This window comes from Planctomicrobium aquicomposti (assembly GCF_051466325.1).
Lineage (GTDB): Bacteria > Planctomycetota > Planctomycetia > Planctomycetales > Planctomycetaceae > Planctomicrobium.
Genome location: NZ_CP195792.1, coordinates 4,764,698 through 4,781,773, shown reverse-complemented (window position 1 = coordinate 4,781,773; position 17,076 = coordinate 4,764,698). Strand labels below are relative to the sequence as shown.

13 protein-coding genes are annotated in these 17,076 nt (G+C 60.0%); 7 read left to right on the top strand and 6 right to left on the bottom strand.

The window, feature by feature from the left end; genetic code table 11:
* Nucleotides 1-152: 152 nt before the first annotated feature.
* A complete protein-coding gene (locus SH664x_RS18350; protein ID WP_437203345.1) occupies nucleotides 153-953 on the top strand; it encodes a rhomboid family intramembrane serine protease in 801 nt (266 codons plus the stop codon).
* A 153-nt stretch (nucleotides 954-1,106) separates the two neighbouring features.
* Here SH664x_RS18350 and SH664x_RS18345 read toward each other — a convergent pair whose 3' ends face one another.
* Entirely contained in the window at nucleotides 1,107-1,559 is a 453-nt protein-coding gene (locus SH664x_RS18345; RefSeq protein ID WP_437203343.1) for a thiol-disulfide oxidoreductase DCC family protein, read from the bottom strand.
* A 664-nt stretch (nucleotides 1,560-2,223) separates the two neighbouring features.
* Between SH664x_RS18345 and SH664x_RS18340 the strand changes: the two genes are divergently transcribed.
* Complete coding sequence (locus tag SH664x_RS18340) at nucleotides 2,224-3,639, top strand: tetratricopeptide repeat protein (RefSeq protein ID WP_437203341.1); 1,416 nt, start codon at nucleotides 2,224-2,226, stop codon at nucleotides 3,637-3,639.
* A gap of 124 nt (nucleotides 3,640-3,763) precedes the next feature.
* Here the strand turns inward: SH664x_RS18340 and SH664x_RS18335 are convergent, their stop codons facing one another.
* Complete coding sequence (locus SH664x_RS18335; RefSeq protein WP_437203340.1) at nucleotides 3,764-4,726, bottom strand: dihydroorotate dehydrogenase; 963 nt, start codon at nucleotides 4,724-4,726, stop codon at nucleotides 3,764-3,766.
* Between the two features lie 186 nt (nucleotides 4,727-4,912).
* Here SH664x_RS18335 and SH664x_RS18330 point away from each other — a divergent pair, with 186 nt between their 5' ends.
* Both SH664x_RS18330 and SH664x_RS18325 read left to right on the top strand, forming a co-directional pair.
* Nucleotides 4,913-5,167: a hypothetical protein gene (locus tag SH664x_RS18330; protein ID WP_437203338.1), complete on the top strand. Its 255-nt coding sequence runs from the start codon at nucleotides 4,913-4,915 to the stop codon at nucleotides 5,165-5,167.
* Nucleotides 5,168-5,200: 33 nt separating this feature from the next.
* Nucleotides 5,201-7,570 (top strand): alpha/beta hydrolase-fold protein, encoded by a 2,370-nt coding sequence (locus SH664x_RS18325; RefSeq protein WP_437203336.1) that lies wholly within the window; start codon nucleotides 5,201-5,203, stop codon nucleotides 7,568-7,570.
* Nucleotides 7,571-7,826: 256 nt separating this feature from the next.
* Here the strand turns inward: SH664x_RS18325 and SH664x_RS18320 are convergent, their stop codons facing one another.
* Nucleotides 7,827-8,705: a hypothetical protein gene (locus SH664x_RS18320; protein WP_437203334.1), complete on the bottom strand. Its 879-nt coding sequence runs from the start codon at nucleotides 8,703-8,705 to the stop codon at nucleotides 7,827-7,829.
* Nucleotides 8,706-9,027: 322 nt separating this feature from the next.
* Between SH664x_RS18320 and SH664x_RS18315 the strand changes: the two genes are divergently transcribed.
* Nucleotides 9,028-9,366: a hypothetical protein gene (locus tag SH664x_RS18315; RefSeq protein WP_437203332.1), complete on the top strand. Its 339-nt coding sequence runs from the start codon at nucleotides 9,028-9,030 to the stop codon at nucleotides 9,364-9,366.
* A gap of 603 nt (nucleotides 9,367-9,969) precedes the next feature.
* Nucleotides 9,970-12,957, top strand: coding sequence for a vitamin B12-dependent ribonucleotide reductase (locus SH664x_RS18310; protein ID WP_437203330.1), 2,988 nt, complete (start codon nucleotides 9,970-9,972; stop codon nucleotides 12,955-12,957).
* A 297-nt stretch (nucleotides 12,958-13,254) separates the two neighbouring features.
* On the opposite strand, the gene SH664x_RS18305 is transcribed toward SH664x_RS18310, so the two are convergent.
* Both SH664x_RS18305 and SH664x_RS18300 read right to left on the bottom strand, forming a co-directional pair.
* Nucleotides 13,255-13,527 carry a hypothetical protein gene (locus SH664x_RS18305; protein ID WP_437203328.1) on the bottom strand — a complete coding sequence of 91 codons (273 nt, stop codon included), beginning with the start codon at nucleotides 13,525-13,527 and terminating at the stop codon, nucleotides 13,255-13,257.
* Between the two features lie 145 nt (nucleotides 13,528-13,672).
* Nucleotides 13,673-14,830 carry a formylglycine-generating enzyme family protein gene (locus SH664x_RS18300; RefSeq protein WP_437203326.1) on the bottom strand — a complete coding sequence of 386 codons (1,158 nt, stop codon included), beginning with the start codon at nucleotides 14,828-14,830 and terminating at the stop codon, nucleotides 13,673-13,675.
* A 273-nt stretch (nucleotides 14,831-15,103) separates the two neighbouring features.
* Here SH664x_RS18300 and glgC point away from each other — a divergent pair, with 273 nt between their 5' ends.
* The gene (gene glgC / locus SH664x_RS18295) at nucleotides 15,104-16,333 is read left to right on the top strand and encodes a glucose-1-phosphate adenylyltransferase (protein WP_437203324.1); all 1,230 of its coding nucleotides are present in this window, start codon (nucleotides 15,104-15,106) and stop codon (nucleotides 16,331-16,333) included.
* An 82-nt stretch (nucleotides 16,334-16,415) separates the two neighbouring features.
* On the opposite strand, the gene tadA is transcribed toward glgC, so the two are convergent.
* The gene (gene tadA / locus SH664x_RS18290) at nucleotides 16,416-16,904 is read right to left on the bottom strand and encodes a tRNA adenosine(34) deaminase TadA (RefSeq protein WP_437203323.1); all 489 of its coding nucleotides are present in this window, start codon (nucleotides 16,902-16,904) and stop codon (nucleotides 16,416-16,418) included.
* Between the last annotated feature and the right edge of the window lie 172 nt (nucleotides 16,905-17,076).

Sequence of the window (17,076 nt, the reverse complement as noted above, 5' to 3'; positions counted from 1 at the left end):
CAACAAAACAGGCTTATCTGCTTTCTTCCGTGGAATTTGGGCTTTGCACACTGAAGAAATCAGATAAGTAAGGGGCTGATGTGACAACACCCGCGGCGGGCTCTTCCCCCGCTGCATCACACCGGATCCTGAAACTGCGGGCTGCTTACCCTATGATCCCGTTACGAGACAACATCCCCTCGCGAACTGTCCCGTTTGTGAACTACGCCCTCGTGGCGATCTGCTGTGTCGTGTTCTTCATGCAACTGAAGGAAGATCCCAACAGTCCGTCACTGGTGGAGCGCTATGGGATGATCCCCGCACGAATCCACCGCCCTGGGGAAGAAATTGTGCTGACGGATCTGGTTCCCGAGCGGACCGCTCAGGGGGAGCGGATGCGGGAGGTCAAGCGGGTGGCGGCGCCGCCTGCGGTTTCGCCGATCCTGACGACGGTCACCTGCGTGTTCCTGCACGGCAGCTGGATGCACCTCATCGGCAACATGTGGTTTCTGCTGATCTTTGGAGACAATATCGAAGACCGGTTCGGGCACCTGGGCTATCTCCTCTTCTATCTGGGGTGTGGAGCGGTCGCGAGCTTCGTGCATTACTTTACGGCCATGAACTCCACCATTCCGACTATCGGTGCCAGCGGAGCGATCGCCGGTGTGATGGGAGCGTACTTCGTCTGGTATCCGCGGGCCCATGTGCAGGCGATTGTCCCCCTCTTTGTGATCATTCAGATTATGGTGCTGCCCGCCCCTCTCTTTCTGGGAATCTGGTTTCTGATGCAGCTCTGGCAGGGGACGGCCATTGCCGGACCAGAAGCCAGCAACGTGGCGTGGTGGGCTCATATCGGCGGATTTGCAGCGGGGGTGATTGTGGCATTTGTCCTCGGCAAGACCCCCGTCACGCGACCAGCCAACCCTGTCCGAAGACCGGAGAGTGTCGGTGTCTTCGGGCTGATGCGTCCGTAACCAGCGGCTACGGACGGAGCTTCAATCAGAAGGCTTCCACACAGACCCGATGGAGAGCAACCCGAGTACTGGACACGGCACTTCGGTGCTGAAACCTTCCCCCCCCATGCACGGGCTGAACCGGGGCAGAGCTCGATTGCCGTTGAATGGGTCTCATCGATCCAATGGCTGGGAAGGATCGATCCGGCAGCCGTCTGTCGAACACCGACCGGTCAGGCGGAGTCGGTTCCTCGCAAAGATCCGATAGCCCCAGTCGAGCAACTGTCGCATTCCGGGGAGTCGGGTCAGCGCGACCAGCCATCCCCAGCCGACCGCGGTATACAACCTTCGAAAGACTTCGACCCCCCGAATGATCGTGCCATCTGCCAGCCGAGCATGAATCTCGTCCATCAGCGCCCTGGCGGACAGCCCGAGCGCAGCGGGCTGAAACTGCGGGTTCGCGATGTCGGTGAATTCGATGCGTTGCTGCCGGTCCCAGTTGCGGAGCAGGGCAATTTCCCGGCGGCAGAGGGGGCAGGCCCCGTCGAAGTAGACCTCCACTTCCTTTCCTGGGGGAAGAGCGGACTGCGAATTGGCGTCGGGAGCGGTCATGGCCAGGGATCTCATGTGTGTCCATCTTCGGTCATCGATTGATGAGAGTGCCGTGTCACCTTGTAAACCGCAATCGCCATCATGCATTCACAGCTGGAAATGAGAGGAGCAGCGACCTCCGTCAGATAAAAAGTGAGATTTCCTGACGAGTTTGTAATTCTGATGAAATTCGATTCCGGTTGTCGCGAGTGCTGTAAGTTCTTTTGCAAGAGCCGACTTGTGTAAAATGTGAGTCCTCGGAATTGCAGGGTGATGAGTCCTTGCCGCGGGAGGGGCGATGTGCCGAAAATAGAGATGCTGTCAGCGTTGGCCCGCACTGGCAGCAAGTTCGAGCAGCCGCCGGTCAGGCCCGTCCGGCGGCTGCCTCTTTTTTTGAGCTGCTTCCTCTGAGCAGCCCCCGCCTGGCGCATTTGGCGTTTTAACTCCCCCCGTCCTCAGCGCGGATGTCAGCATTTCACGGTCCGGAACGCTTCCTGCGCGGCGACTGGTCCACTGGGGATCGCCCGGGACGGCGTGGACCCCGTCCGGTTAAACACCGGATTCGCTGCACTTCCCAAAATTCCAATTGACCGAATTTTGCCTCAAGTCATACAACCCCGCTCCCACCCGCCTCTCCCCTTCTGCCTGCAGACATGAAGTCTGCTCCGGCTCACTTGAATTCAATGGACTGGAACGAGCCATGAAGCGCACTTTCCTTGCCGTGACTTTATCCTGTGCTGTCGCCGGCTGTGGTCAGGCAGGCGATCACGTTGATGCTCAGGCATCCGCTCCGGTGAAGGCGTTCGAGCAGCCCGCTGCGGGACCAACTCCCGCTGCCGCTGCCCAGCCTGTCCCGACTGTTCCCTATGAAGAACTGCTGACTGCCAGCGACAAACTGCTGCAGTCCGGCCAGCCCAACGATGCAGTCAAACAGTTGACGCTCGCGATTCAACAGGCACCGCAGCGTGCTGAAGCCTATGTGCGACGGGCGGCGATTCTGGGAGAGGCCCGCTTCCTGCCGGCGGCAATTAATGATCTGTCGGCAGCCATTCAGCTGGATCAGGAAAATCCGAAGCTGCTGAACACTCGCGGCTATTTTCTGATGCTGCTGAAGCATTATCCGCAGGCGGATGCGGATTTCACGCAGGCCATCAGTCTCGATCTTGCCTATGCCCAGCCCTACAACAATCGGGGACTGGTGGCGATTGCTCTGGGGAATCACAAGGCAGCGGTTCGTGATTTCGAAACCGCCCTTCGAATCAACCCCGAATATGTGGACGCCCACAATAATCTCGGCTTCGCGCAGATTCAGTTGGGTGAAGCGGAAGCGGCTGTGCAGTCATTCGACAAAGCCCTGTCGATCGACCCTAAATACATCAACGCGATCACCAACCGGGCTCGCGCCAACCTGAAACTGAATCGTCCTGCAGAAGCAGCCGCCGACCTGACGAAGGCAATCGCACTGCAGCCACAGCAGTTGCCGCATTATGTTCTCCGGGCGGAAGCCTACGAAGCAAGCGGACAGGAACAGGCCGCACAGGCCGATCTGGACCATATCAACTGGGTCACCACCTATGGGGAACTGACGCAGCGATTGCAGAAGTCCCCCGGCAATGCCGATCTCTGGACCAGTCTGGGAGAACATCTGCTGCTGAAGAATCGCGATGACGAGGCCGTGAAGGCCTTTGAGCAGGCTCTGAAAGCCAATCCCAAATCCCTCCCGGCGTTGATGGGGCAGGCCCGGCTGGCGATGCGGTCAGGACAACTGGATCTCGTCATTTCCGCCTGCACCCAGGCAATCGAAGCTGGAGAAATTCACGAAGCCCGCTCCCTGCGTGGTGATGCGCACGTTCAGCAGGGGAACCTCGATGCCGCGATCGAAGATTACGTCGCCGCCAAGCGATTTGATTCCGGCGTGATCGCAGCCTATCGCCAGCGTGCTGAGCAACGTCGCACGAACGGTCAGGTTGCCGAAGCTCAGAAGGATGAGGAACTGGCGCTCACGATGCAGCAGTCACTGACGGATGCCTCGAAGCCGAAGTCACCCGCACCCCGGGCCATGGTCGTCGAACAGGCCAGCTTTGAAGAACCGGCCGCTGAGGCTGCCCAGCGCTGAGCGCGGTATCGCCGATGCCCTCGACCGGTGTTTGATGTCATCAACAGGAAACGCCCCTGATGTCGTCGGCGGGCGTTTCTTCGTTTGCAGCATCCGGGCAAAGCAGGTCGCGACGTGGTGACCGCTACTGGCAGCTGCGGGGAGGGAGCCCGGCCAGCGTCCGGACAATCTCGCGGACCGAGCTGACCTTCTCGGCAGCTAGCGTGGAGCTGAGTTCGTCGACCAGTCGGGACGAGAGCCCCGGGTTATAGAAGTTCGCGGTCCCGATCTGCACCGCCGTGGCCCCCGCCACCAGAAACTCCATGACATCGTCGATGGAGTTGATCCCCCCGATGCCGATGATCGGGACATTGACCGATTTCGCCACCAGATAGACGCAGCGCAGGGCGAGCGGCTTGATGGCAGGGCCACTCAGCCCCCCCAGCACATTCCCGAGCACGGCTCGTCGCCGTCGCCAGTTGATCGCCATTCCCTGATAGGTGTTGACGAGTGAAACGGCGTCGGCTCCCCCCTCGGCGGCTGCCTGGGCGATGGCGGTAATGTCGGTGACGTTGGGTGTCAGCTTGGCGACGATCGGCAGATCACACGCACCCCGGGCAGCCGCCACGACGGCGCGGGTGGAATCGGGGTTGGTGCCCAGATCGACACCGCCGCTGACGTTGGGGCACGAAATGTTCAGCTCGATGCCGGCGAGTCCGGTGAACTCCGCCAGACGGCCCGCCATCACGGCAAAGTCCTCCACGGTCTTGCCCGCGATATTGGCAAACACCGGGGCCTCCAGCGTGAGGAGATACGGCAGGTGTTTGGTGATGAACGTGTCCAGTCCGTCGTTATCGAGACCGATGGAATTCAGCATCCCCGAAGAGGTTTCGACCGTGCGGGGTGGAGGATTCCCCGGCCGGGGAGCGGGGGTGACCGTCTTCGGAATGATGCCGCCGATCTTCGAGAAATCGACGAACGGAGTCATCTCCCGCGCATAGCCGAATGTTCCGGACGCCACGAGTATCGGATTTCGCAGCTGAAGTCGATTCAGCCGCACCTGCAGATCAACCATGTGAACCGTCAATCGCTGCTTCAAAATGGACATGAGACAGACTCATCATATTGCCAGCGGGGAATTTCGAAAGGAACACCGGAAGTTCCGCTTGTCCGCCCGTCGGGGACAGACACAATCAGAAGGGGAAGTTTGGGGAATCCGGGGTCTCGACGCATCGACCGGTGCCGGTTAGACTTCGTGTTCAACATCCATTCCCTCAGATGCGAGTGGTCGTTCATGGCCGATTACGATGCCTTTGATCCGCGACTGGAATCGTTGGTGGTCGAAACGCAGACCCGTTGGTCGTCCGAACTGCAGGGACTCTCCGACGCCGAGAAGCGGGCGATTTCCCGGGCGATTCATCACCATCCGGAACTGGCAGGCACCATCGCCTATGAACGGACGCACACGGGATTTATTCGTGAGATCACCGTGACGGAAGCGGATGTCGAAAAGCTCTATCGCCAGCACGCCTCCTCCCTCGCAGGGTAGTGTCGGAGTACGGGCGAAGTGGTGAGAACGCGGATGCCCGGAACATCTCGATTTGGCGCACTGTGGATCTGCTGGCTGCTCGTCTGCATGGCGAGTGCGACGGGAGCAGACTCCGATTCCACGCCCCCGTTGCCCCCCGGCTTTGAACAACGGATCTTTCGGGATGCCGCCGGGGACCATCGCTACGTCGTGTTCCGGCCGCGGAGTGACTCTCCTGCGAAACGCTGGCCGGTCGTCCTTTATTTGCATGGTGCGGGCGAAATGGGACGGGATGGGTTGCTGCCGCTCGCCGGACAACTCGCCTCGGCACTGGAGCAGAACCCCGATGCCCCCTTTGTGGCGGTCTTTCCTCAATGCGAGGAGGTCAACGGTCGCGCGCTGACCAACTGGCTCGCAGACTCTCCCGATGGACAGCGGGCTCTGAAAATTCTTGAGCAGGTCGAGCAGACCGAGTCGATCGATCCCCAGCGGCGGGTGATCGCCGGTTGTTCGATGGGAGGTTACGGCACCTGGAGTCTGGCAGCCGCAGATCCCGCCCACTGGTCGGCCGCCCTGATCATCTCGGGCGGCGGCGATCTTGACACATTGCAATTGGAACCACTCGCCCGACAGCGGTTGCCGGTCTGGGCTGTGCACGGCACCGCCGATGAGATTGTTTCCTCACAGTCGTCGCAGCAGCTGATTGCCAGACTGAATGAACTCGGCGGGCGTGGCACACTGACTCTGGTTCCGCAAGCGGGGCACGATGTCTGGCGCCGCGTTTTTGCCGATCCGCAATCGTTCCGCTGGATGTTGGATCCCGTGGACCCTCCGCCGGCGGCAGAGCAACTGCTGGAGGTGCAGCCGTTACCCCCTTCCAGCCGGTTCTATCGGGAAGTGCTCACGCAGCGGTACCGTATCCCCCGCTCGGTGGGACTACGACTGGGGAATCAGGCACTGGCGGAAATCGCCCCCGAACTGCCGACGATGTTTCCGGGGACTTCCCTTGAGGGGGAACTCCCGGACATCCGTCGTTCGATCGGCAGCGGCGCGCAGCAGATCGATGTGGTCTTCTCCGAGGTGCGCTATCATTGCTCCGTACAGCAGTGTGAACTTCGGGCGATTTCCGGAGGACGATTCCTCGCCCGGTTTGAGCTGCATCCCCTCGAACTCAGTATCGGCGGCACCGAGCTGACGGGCGAACAGGATCAGGCGACCGCGGGACCATTCCGCGTGCTGATCGGCAGGCGACGACCAGCGGTGTTGCAGGTGGAAGTGCAGCCCTGCATGGTGGACGGCCGGTTGAAGCTGCGGTTGTTGCGAGAGAAATTCGAGATCGATCCCGACAACTGGTACATCACGCCTCCCGAAATTCTGCAGCTGCGGAGCGACCGCTATTCCAGGTCCAACATTGTGACCGGGGTGGTCGGCAGTCTGTATCTCAATCGTGAGGAGATGGCCCAGCAGGTGCTTCAGACCGTCCCCCGGATTCTGGAGACCGTCGAGCGGGAACTCTCTTCGCGGAACGCACCCCGTCTGGCGCGGCTGTTGTCTCCGTTGCCGGTGCTTGTTCCGGAATTGTCCCTCTCCACCGCCCAGGTTCGAACCGACCGCGATGGACTGTCGCTGATCTTTGATCTGACCGTACTGACCCGGGGGGCAGGGGGGACGGGCCAACTGGAACACCCGCAGCAGCTCGAAGGCTATTCGCATCAGCCGGGAATCGCGCTCGGGATGTCGCTGGAAGCGGCGACCGCCGTCTCTCAATTGACGATCGACCAGAAACTCGCACAGGTGAATGTGCAGGACATTGGCGATCCCCGTTTCGCGCAGTTCGCTGACCCCAAAGTGATGGCTCCCATCGTGTCGGGGATCAGTCTCTCTCCCGATGTCGCCTTGCGGACTGTGTTGCGACTGGTCGATCCGGTGCGTGTCTCAGCCGACACCTCGTCGACACCCTCCCTGGCGGCGCCGGAAGCGCCGACGATTCTGCTTCCGCTGCAGCTCAGTTCGCAGCGGATCGCACTCGATTTCTGGGCTCTCCCGCAGTTGGGCCAGCCGCAACCCCTCGGGAGCGCGGAATTCCTGCTCTCGCAGCCTCTGGTCATCGAGTCTGTTGCCGAGGATGCCGCGACGCATCGGGAACCGGGCCTGCAGATTCGCTGGCTGCGCGACTGCGAAGTCACTTTCCTCGACGCCAGGCCGCTGGCGGGGAGCCGAGTGCCACAGGTGGACGGCCGTGCCTTCGAGCAGCTCGTGAAGGAGGCGTGGCTCAGCTGGTCGGAAGACCATCGGATTCAGCAGATTGATCTCAACGCGGCCCGCATCGGACAGACGCGGATTCAGCTGCAGTCGATTGATGTCGCAGATGAGCAGCTGCTGCTACAGCTGCGGACCGACCGCGATTCGCAGCCAGAGCCGTGATGGAGCACTGAAAGGGCAGCATCAGGTCTGGAATGCGGCGTCCTGATTCTGCTCGGTCTCATGGGGCCCCTATGATGAAGACCACCGTTCCACAGGACCTGTCGCTGCGCGAGAAAGTCCCCGGCAATGATCCGGTGTGAGTTTCCGGACGGGCCAGAGCAGATTCGCTGTTGTTCTCCCCGTGCTCGCCACGTGGAATTGAGCATTTCATCACACGCAACGCTGGCTGTGCGGGCACGGGAAAGAGCAGCCTGCTCTAAAAGAGATAGATCGAGCGCAGGGCCAGCAGCGTACTGAAGTCGCCGTCGTCCCAGGCGGCTCCAAATCCCGTCTGCAGCATGATCCGCTTTGTCAGCTCGCAGTGCACCTGCGGGGTGAGGAGCAGTGAGCAGTTCCCTTCATCGGAGGCGACGAAATTGCTTTCGACACCGGTCGTCAATCGCGGAGTGATGTCGGCGAAGATGTTGAGGTTCAGCAAGAGGTCGGTCCGGTCGTCGTCCACTCCGGGACGGGTCACCGTCCGTCCGCCGATCATCCCCAGTAGCGACCAGGTCTCGTCCACGCGATAGCCCCCGCAGTAAAGGAGGGAGAGGTTCCAGTTGCGCAGATCGGTGTCGGGTTCGATGATGGTCTGCAGGCCGTGGATGTAGCTGTTGTTGAAGGCTGTGCCGATCGTGTACTGCCCGGCAAATCGGTAGGCGTCTAACGTGTCTCCGGCGAAAGGGAGTTCGAATTCGATTGCCAGACCGTCCGCGATGGCGATCTCATACTCCGGGGCCCAGAAGATTTCCCGTCGAACAGTCCCATATTGCGGGATGCCCAGCGGGTCGATGTACTCCAGCACCTTCTTGGAGGTGGGACCGAGGGGGATCAGGGAGAGAACATCGATGGCCTGCGACCCCTTGCGTTCTCCCAGCGGACGAATCAGTTCGAAGACCAGCGGCTCCGGAATGCGGGGGACAATCTCCTCTTCGCCGGCGAAGTCGTCATCGGCCAGCGCTGCCAGTGAAAACATTCCCGGCTGGGGGAGCACGGTGTTCCAGTCAGCTGCCGGGTTGTTTTCCTCGGCGAACGTCGCGCAGGGCCAGATCAGAAGCAGGAGGCAGCTGGACCAGAGCGTTGCGGGGAAGGTCATGAGTGTGAATACGTGGTGCCGCTGCGCAGTCCAGAATTTGCCGTCGTCGCAAGCGCCGTCGATTCGGAAATCCGTTTCATTTATCGGCAGCCCGGGGTGCGGGCACTGTGGTCATTGAAGCTCAATTTCTCAATTTCTGTTGCCTTTTGGAGCAGGTTGCTCTTTGCCGTGCCCGCGCAGCCAGCGTTGCGTGTGATGAAATTCGGGACACGGTCGGGAAAGCGGCCTCTCTGTCTCACTGGGGAGTTGATTTCACCGGAAACGAGACGTTTTGGAGAGCGGGCGGGTGTGCAACGCCCTTGATCAGGATCGGGGGTTAACGATGAGCTTCTGGGAAGCACTCTGGCTGGAGCCCTGGTGGCGATACGATCCAGCGACGGCAGGTGGCTGGGGGAAGCTCTATCACGGATTCAATCTGTTCGAAGGGGGAGTCTGGCTGCTCCTGGGGGGACTTGTTTTGCTGCGCGGGAGGGCGAACCGGAAATCACGGCTCGAACTGGCCTATGCGGGTCTGTTGTGGGTCTTCGCGCTGACGGACTTTCGTGAGGCCTTCGAGCAGTCCGCGCCGCTGGTCCTGGTCAAAGGACTGGTTCTGATGTTGCTCTGGTCTCTCAGAAGGTGCGTCACGGCGACCTGTGACGCGGGGCGGACGTGGTGGTAAGTGGCCTCCCTTCAGGAGTTCCGACAGCCAAGGCATGTGCGGGTTGGTTGGGCTCAGAGTGTCTGCAGCGATTCGCTGCGACGAAGGTTCGTCTCCCGAAACCAGCCCGGTCGGTGGACTTGTGTCGGTATAATCCCCCCGTTTTAACAGCTCACAGGTTGCCGACATGAGGACGATTTGGGGCTGCGGATTTTTGGAAAATCGCTAACCCTAGACCGGATTCGATTTTGGTCGAGAACAGGCAGCAATCTGCCGCTCGCAGAAACGAAGTCTCATTGACAGAGCGCTTTGGGCGTTTATATTCCGCACTCGACAGCTTCACAATATCTTGCGTTTCGAGCAGACGGCTGCACAACCAATAGTGCAGTTTGCGGGGAATTTCTCTCGATTTCTGTGGCTTATTGCCGTTCTTGACCCGATAATAGTTGCTACACGGGCGTTCAGCGCACAAATGTCTTTTGTGCTCCTCGCTGCGCGCCCTGAATTTGCAAGGATGTGAACTGCTGCGAGTGTTGAGTGCAGCCACGGCGTCGTGGCATCGAGTTGTGGGAACTCACCAGTCAGGAGAAGTGCATGACGCACAGCTATCAAGGAACGCAACCCATGTCAGGCGTGAACGTCACTGCTTCATCAAGACAATCATTGGCCGGCGGAGCGATGACCGTCGATCCCTACTTCTGCCCGGTCGACGTGGATCCGTTTGAAACCGTGGAGTGGGAAGCCCGCACCGCGCATATTAAAGACGAGAACGGCAAGATCCTGTTCGAGCAGTCGAACTGCCAGATCCCGAAAGACTGGTCCCCCCTGGCCACCAACGTGGTCGTCTCCAAGTATTTCTACGGAGAGCCGAATACCCCGGAACGCGAAACCAGCGTCAAGCAGGTCATTTATCGTGTCTCCCGCACCATCGCCGACTGGGGAACCCAGGACGGCTACTTCGCCAGTGCGGAAGATGGTGAAAACTTCTACCGCGAGCTGAGCTGGCTCTGCCTGCATCAGCACGGTGCGTTCAACTCTCCCGTCTGGTTCAATGTCGGCCTGTATCATCAATACGGCGTGAAGGGTTCCCTGGGGAACTACCACTTCGACCCGAAGACCAAGGTCGTCCGCCGTCCGGAAACACCATACGAATATCCGCAAGGCTCCGCCTGCTTCATCCAGTCGGTCGACGACTCGATGGAGGGGATCATGCGGCTGGCCACGTCCGAAGCGATGCTGTTCAAGTTCGGCTCGGGGACCGGAACCGACCTGTCCACCATTCGCAGCTCAAAAGAAAAACTCTCCGGCGGCGGCACTCCGTCCGGTCCGCTGTCGTTCATGCGGGTCTATGACCAGATCGCCGCTGTGGTGAAGTCGGGAGGCAAGACCCGCCGCGCCGCCAAGATGCAGTCGATCAAGGACTGGCATCCCGATGTGATGGAATTCATTCAGTGCAAGACCAAGGAAGAGAAGAAGGCTCACACGCTGATTGCCAGCGGTGAGTACGATTCGAACTTCAACGGGGAAGCTTATTCCTCGATCATGTTCCAGAACGCGAATCTCTCGGTCCGCCTCAGCGATGAGTTCATGCAGGCGTACGAGAAGAATGCCGACTGGACCACCCGCTGGGTCACCGATCCGTCACACGACGGCCCGACCTTCAAGGCGACCGACATGATGCGGGAAATCGCCCAGGGAACCTGGCAGTGCGGTGATCCCGGCGTGCAGTACGACACCACGATCAACCGCTGGCATACCTGCAAGAACAGCGGACCGATCAACGCCAGCAATCCCTGCTCGGAATACATGTTCCTGGATGATACCGCCTGCAATCTGGCGAGCATCAACCTCAAGAAGTGTCTCAAGGCCGACGGCACGTTCGACATCGAACGTTTCCGTCGCGCCTGTGCCATCTTCATTACCGCTCAGGAAATTCTGGTCGATCACGCCAGCTACCCGACACCGTCGATCGCGGAGAATTCCCACCTGTATCGTCCCCTCGGTCTGGGCTATGCCAACCTCGGCAGCCTGCTGATGACGATGGGCATTCCCTACGACAGCGATGCCGGTCGCGGCATCTGCGGGGCCCTGACCGCTCTGCTCACCGGACAGGCGTACCTGAGCAGCAGCCAGATCGCCCGGACCATCGGCCCGTTCGCAGGCTATCACGACAACGAGCAGCCGATGCTCGACGTCATGCAGATGCACCGCGATTCGGTCGAGAAGATCGATCCGGCCTGCCCGGCTTATCTTCGCGATGCCGCCCGTCAGGTCTGGAACGAGTGTCTCCAGTCGGGACGCCGTTACGGCTATCGCAACGCTCAGGCGACCGTGCTCGCACCGACCGGTACGATTGCCTTCATGATGGACTGCGACACCACCGGCATCGAACCGGATATCGCCCTGATCAAGTACAAGCAGCTCGCCGGCGGCGGCATGCTGAAGATCGTCAACCGGACCGTGCCGCATTCGCTGAAGACCCTCGGCTACGATGAAGCCCAGATCAAGACGATTCTCGAGCACCTCGAATCCCACGAAACGATCGAAGGGGCTCCGGGGCTGAAGGAAGAACATCTCCCCGTGTTCGACTGTGCCTTCAAGCCGGCCAACGGAACGCGGACGATTCACTGGAAAGCCCACGTCGGCATGATGGCGGCTGCTCAGCCGTTCCTCTCGGGGGCGATTTCCAAGACCGTCAACATGCCTGCCGATTCCACTGTCGAGGACGTCGAGCTGGCTTATGTCGAAGGCTGGAAGCTCGGACTGAAGGCGCTCGCCATCTATCGTGACGGCAGCAAGCAGTCGCAGCCGCTCGCCACGAAGAAGGAAGGGGATCGTCAGGCAGCAGGACGGGGCTCCGATGCTCCGGCCGCTCCGGTCCGTCGCCGTCTGCCGGACACCCGTCAGTCTGTGACCCACAAGTTCTCGGTCGGCGGTCACGAGGGGTACATCACCGTGGGCCTGTTTGAAGACGGCACACCGGGTGAACTCTTCATCACCATGGCGAAAGAAGGTTCCACGATCGGCGGCCTGATGGACGTGATCGGAACTGAAACCTCACTGGCTCTGCAGTTCGGCGTGCCGCTGGAAGCTCTGGTCAAGAAGTTCAGTCATGCCCGGTTCGAGCCTTCGGGCTGGACCACGAACCCGGATATTCCGGTCGCCAAGAGTGTCGTCGACTACATCTTCCGGTTCCTGGGGATTACGTTCCTCGCCGGATACCGGGAAGCGAACACTCCCAAGCGGGACGATGACGGGGAGGGAAGCTACGGAGCCGGAGGAGACTCCTCAAATTTTAAAGTCTCCTCTTCACACGAAGTGAAGGGGGGCGCCTCCAGGACGGAAGTTGCCGCCGAGTCCCCCACCCATACGAACGGGGCCTCGACCAACGGACACCACAACGGAAATGGCCATCACTCGGGTAAATCCAAAGCGGTGATGTTCGATCCCAAATCTCTGGCGTCGGTCAGCGTGCAGCACAGCAGCCGCAGTGAGCAGTTCGCTCACTTCCAGCTGGATGCTCCCGCCTGCGACAGTTGTGGAGCCATTACCGTGCGAAATGGAAACTGCTATCTCTGCCACAACTGTGGTCAGAGCATGGGTTGCTCGTAACCCCACTGCTGCGGTTCAAGATGCAAATGCTCAACAGCCCTCGTGGAATCACGGGGGCTGTTTTGTTGGTGCCCGCAACTGAAGATCAGCGTCAGCGGCCGGGACCGTTTCGAATTTGATCGCCCGGCCCGGCCGTGAGAGAGGGGGGAGTGCAGCAGGCAGAACTCTGGCTGCGCGGAGACTCGAAAGCTCAATCAGCTCGCGCAGTCGTCAAGTGTGAGAATGCGATCGAGCGTCTGTCGTGAGGATCACCCGCCTCCCGGCGAGAGACCAATCATGGCAAAATCTTCAGCCAGCTCAGCAGACCTGGACGTCACTGCCCGGCAGGCAGGCCATCGAAAACACGAGTCCCTGTGATTCGCAGTGGAGCCGGTAATCTTCCGGCATCATCGCCAGCGTGGCGTCATCCCACTCGAGAATCACCTTCAGCTTGCTGCCTGATCCGGACGTTTCCAGAACCGTCCCGCGCCAGCCGGCAATCGAAAGGTGTGCGAACTCGGGCATGGTGACCCCTTCGTTCACCTGAATCTTCAGACCCGCAGCAGGCTTTTCAGTTTTTCCCCTGGGCATCGGCTCGTTCTGAATTCAGATTGGTTAGACGATCCGGGCCGCACTCTGCGAACCCGTAGCCGCACAGTAACGTCAGGGCGGGAACCGAGTCAATTTGAGAGCACGGCGGCGGAGGGCCAAATTCCCTCTCCAGCCGTTGAAGAGGTCATTTTTCCTGTGTTTTTCGCCATTCCGCAATTTTTGCCTGGGCCGCTTCAAAGGCCGGAAATTGCCTGGCATCGACCACGCAGCGGAATCCGTTGTGGAAGCTGCTGGAGGCGACGTCCCCCCGCATCCGGGCCCGCGTCCGATAGCCGGTGCAGTTGTTGACGTTGCACATGAACGATCCTCCGCGCTGAACCCGCTTCACGTTCCCCGGTTCCTGCGGGTCGTTGCTGGCGAGGGGCCCTTTCGGATTGCGGCGGGGAGAGACCGAGTAGTACTCCATGTCATAGTAATCCGAGCACCACTCCCAGACATTTCCGGCGATGTCGTACAGACCCAGCGAATTGGGAGGGTAGGACTTCACAGGAGCGGTGGTGAGATAGCCATCTTCATTGCTGCGGCTCGTGGGGAAGTCCCCCTGCCAGAAGTTGGCCAGATATTTCCCGTTGGGAAGAAACTCGTTTCCCCAGGGATAGTCCATGTCCTGTCCTCCGCTGCGCGAAGCGTATTCGAATTCGGCCTCTGTCGGCAGTCGTTTGCCTGCCCAGTCGCAATAAGCGACCGCATCTTCCCACGCGATGTGCACGACCGGATGGTCCATCAGATGGTCGATCGTGGAACCGGGGCCGTCGGGGTGCTTCCAGTCGGCGCCGTCGACCACTTTCCAGACCTGATATTCCCAGCCGGGAGGGCCAACGACCAATTGGGTTTTGTCGAAGGCAGAGTTGAAACACATCGATCCGGGCTGAATCACTCCTTCGGGAAAGGCGCTGACGTCGGTCCCACGGGCAGCGAAATCCTGTCGAGTCATTTCCCGTTCCGCGAATGTCTTGTAGCCGGTCATGGCCACAAACTCCTGAAACTGGCGGTTGGTGACTTCGGTCTGGTCCATCCAGAATCCGTCGAGTTCGACCACATGCGCGGGGTATTCATCCGGTTTGACACGATCGGGGTTGCGATCCGGGGCAGGGAGCGAAGCCGTCCCCATCAAAAACTCTCCGCCGGGAACCCAGACCATTCCGTCGGGAGTCGGAGCGGGTGCGCGGACGATCAGATCGGACGCCGAGGAGCCGCTGGAGCGGGTCGGAACAAAGACCGCAGCGATCAACAGGGAACACATCAGCACTGTCGCAGCGATCAACAGATAGACGCGTTTCATAAAGAAGAGTGACCTTCAGGCAAGGTAGAGAGAGACCAGAATGCATTGTACGGAAATTTCAGCGGACCGACCCGCCCAGTCCCGTTTTTTTACCGATCGGAGTGAGATTTTCACGCAGTTTCGCCAGATGGAACAGTATTGGCAGCCAGCGTTTGAAACCGTTGAATTTCAATGAAGGGGGTACTGTGCGCACGTCCAATGAGCAACTACGATATCCCGGCCAGAAGGATCGCGTGCCCGATCCCGACGGGATCGCAACAGGGAGAGCGACGAATGCGTGATGTGCTGACACTGATTCTGGCAGGCGGCAAAGGGACACGGCTTGAGCCGTTGACCAACGAACGAGCCAAGCCGTCCGTCCCCTTTGCCGGCACTTATCGCATTATCGATTTTCCGCTGTCCAACTGTCTGAACAGCGGCCTGCGGCGCGTGCTGGTGCTGACTCAGTACAAAGCGGCCAGCCTGGATCGGCACATTCGCCAGGCATGGCATTTTCTCTGTCGGGAACTCGATGAGTTCATCGACGTCCTCCCTCCCCAGCAGCGGCTCGGAGAACACTGGTACCGGGGGACCGCCGACGCGGTCTATCAGAACATCTACACGATCGAGCAGTATGACCCCTCTCACATCGTCGTCCTCTCCGGCGATCACATCTATAAGATGGACTACTCCCATCTGATCGCCGAACACGTGGAGAACAACGCCGATTGCACCATCGGTTGCCTGCCGGCCACACTGGAAGAAGGACGGTCGTTCGGGGTGATGGGGATCGATTCGGACGGCTGGGTGAAGCGCTTTGAGGAGAAGCCGCAGCATCCGTTTCCGATGCCGAATGATCCGAGTCGCTGTCTCGCTTCGATGGGGATCTACGTCTTCAAGGCCAGCTTTCTGCTGAACGAACTCTGTCGGGATGCCACCGAGCCGCGGAGTGCGCACGACTTCGGAAAAGATGTGATTCCGCAGATCATCCGCACTCATCGGGTGCGGGCTTACTGCTTTCAGGACCGCAACACCGGCCGTGACTATTACTGGCGCGACGTCGGGACCATCGAGTCCTATTTCGAAGCCAACATGGATGTCATCTCCGTTGATCCGCAGCTCAACATGTATGACTACACCTGGCCGATCCGGGGGTATCATGCCCCGTTGCCGGCACCGAAGTTTGTCTTCGCCGATGTCGACAGCCAGCCGCAACGGGTTGGTCACGCACTCGACAGCATCGTCTGCCCCGGCTGCATCATCTCGGGGGGAGAAGTGGTCCGATCGGTGCTGTCGCCGAATGTCCGTGTCAACAGCTGGTCGGAGATCAGCGACTCGATCGTGTTCGAAGGGGTGAACATCGGCCGGCACGCGAAGATTCGCCGATCGATCATCGACAAGGGGGTTCAGATCCCGCCCGGAACGCGGATCGGATTTGACCCCCAGGAAGATCGTGCCCGGGGGCTGACCGTGAGCGAGAGTGGCATTACCGTCGTTCCGAAGTGGCACACCTTCAGCGGGTGACGCTCCTTGCGGACCGTCGCGAACGCACCCGGCGTCCCCTTCACGCGAGCGTGTTGACTGACAGCCAATCAGGCCAAGTCCTCTATTTCTTGCCTTTGGCCCGTTGCTGCAGAAAGAACGCCTGCAGAATCCCTTTACACTCCGTCTGCAAGATCCCGCCCAGCACCAGCGCGCGGTGGTTCAGTCGGCTGTCGTCTGTGATCTGATAGAGCGTGTGGCAGGCTCCCCCTTTGGGATCGGTCGTTCCATAGACAACTCGGGGAATTCGCGCTTGGACGACCGCCCCCGCGCACATCGGACAGGGCTCCAGAGTCACATACAGGGTGCATTCCAGCAGCCGCCACGATTCCAATGCCGCAGCGGCCTGTGTCATGGCGAGCATCTCTGCATGTGCGGTGGGATCCTTGAGCGTCTCCCGCTGATTGAAGCCTTCACCGATGATTCGGTTGTCGTGAACGACGACGGCCCCGACCGGCACCTCGTCCATTTCAAAGGCCTGTTCCGCCAACTGAAGTGCGCGACGCATCCAGGTCTCGTGCTGCTCGAATTCCATCAGGTTCGTATCAATCATGTCGGCCGAGACCTTCCTGTGATTCAGCTTGTCGTGAACCCGTGCTGCCCACGACTTCCGGCCGACCTCCCGTTGGGGGAAGGAGGGCGGGGACTCTCCAGCCTAATCGGTTGCGGCCCCACTCTGCCACACGCAACAGAGTACGATTCCCATACAAGAATGGGACTGCTGA

Excerpts from the sequence above, each read along its gene's own strand:
- SH664x_RS18320 (WP_437203334.1), bottom strand. The coding sequence starts at position 8,705 with ATGACCTTCCCCGCAACGCTCTGGTCCAGCTGCCTCCTGCTTCTGATC.
- SH664x_RS18330 (WP_437203338.1), top strand. The coding sequence starts at position 4,913 with ATGGCCGATTACGATGCCTTTGATCCGCGACTGGAATCGTTGGTGGTC.
- tadA (WP_437203323.1), bottom strand. The coding sequence starts at position 16,904 with ATGATTGATACGAACCTGATGGAATTCGAGCAGCACGAGACCTGGATG.
- SH664x_RS18335 (WP_437203340.1), bottom strand. The coding sequence starts at position 4,726 with ATGTCCATTTTGAAGCAGCGATTGACGGTTCACATGGTTGATCTGCAG.
- glgC (WP_437203324.1), top strand. The coding sequence starts at position 15,104 with ATGCGTGATGTGCTGACACTGATTCTGGCAGGCGGCAAAGGGACACGG.
- SH664x_RS18350 (WP_437203345.1), top strand. The coding sequence starts at position 153 with ATGATCCCGTTACGAGACAACATCCCCTCGCGAACTGTCCCGTTTGTG.
- SH664x_RS18305 (WP_437203328.1), bottom strand. The coding sequence starts at position 13,527 with ATGCCCAGGGGAAAAACTGAAAAGCCTGCTGCGGGTCTGAAGATTCAG.
- SH664x_RS18300 (WP_437203326.1), bottom strand. The coding sequence starts at position 14,830 with ATGAAACGCGTCTATCTGTTGATCGCTGCGACAGTGCTGATGTGTTCC.
- SH664x_RS18325 (WP_437203336.1), top strand. The coding sequence starts at position 5,201 with ATGCCCGGAACATCTCGATTTGGCGCACTGTGGATCTGCTGGCTGCTC.
- SH664x_RS18310 (WP_437203330.1), top strand. The coding sequence starts at position 9,970 with ATGTCAGGCGTGAACGTCACTGCTTCATCAAGACAATCATTGGCCGGC.
- SH664x_RS18345 (WP_437203343.1), bottom strand. The coding sequence starts at position 1,559 with ATGAGATCCCTGGCCATGACCGCTCCCGACGCCAATTCGCAGTCCGCT.
- SH664x_RS18315 (WP_437203332.1), top strand. The coding sequence starts at position 9,028 with ATGAGCTTCTGGGAAGCACTCTGGCTGGAGCCCTGGTGGCGATACGAT.
- SH664x_RS18340 (WP_437203341.1), top strand. The coding sequence starts at position 2,224 with ATGAAGCGCACTTTCCTTGCCGTGACTTTATCCTGTGCTGTCGCCGGC.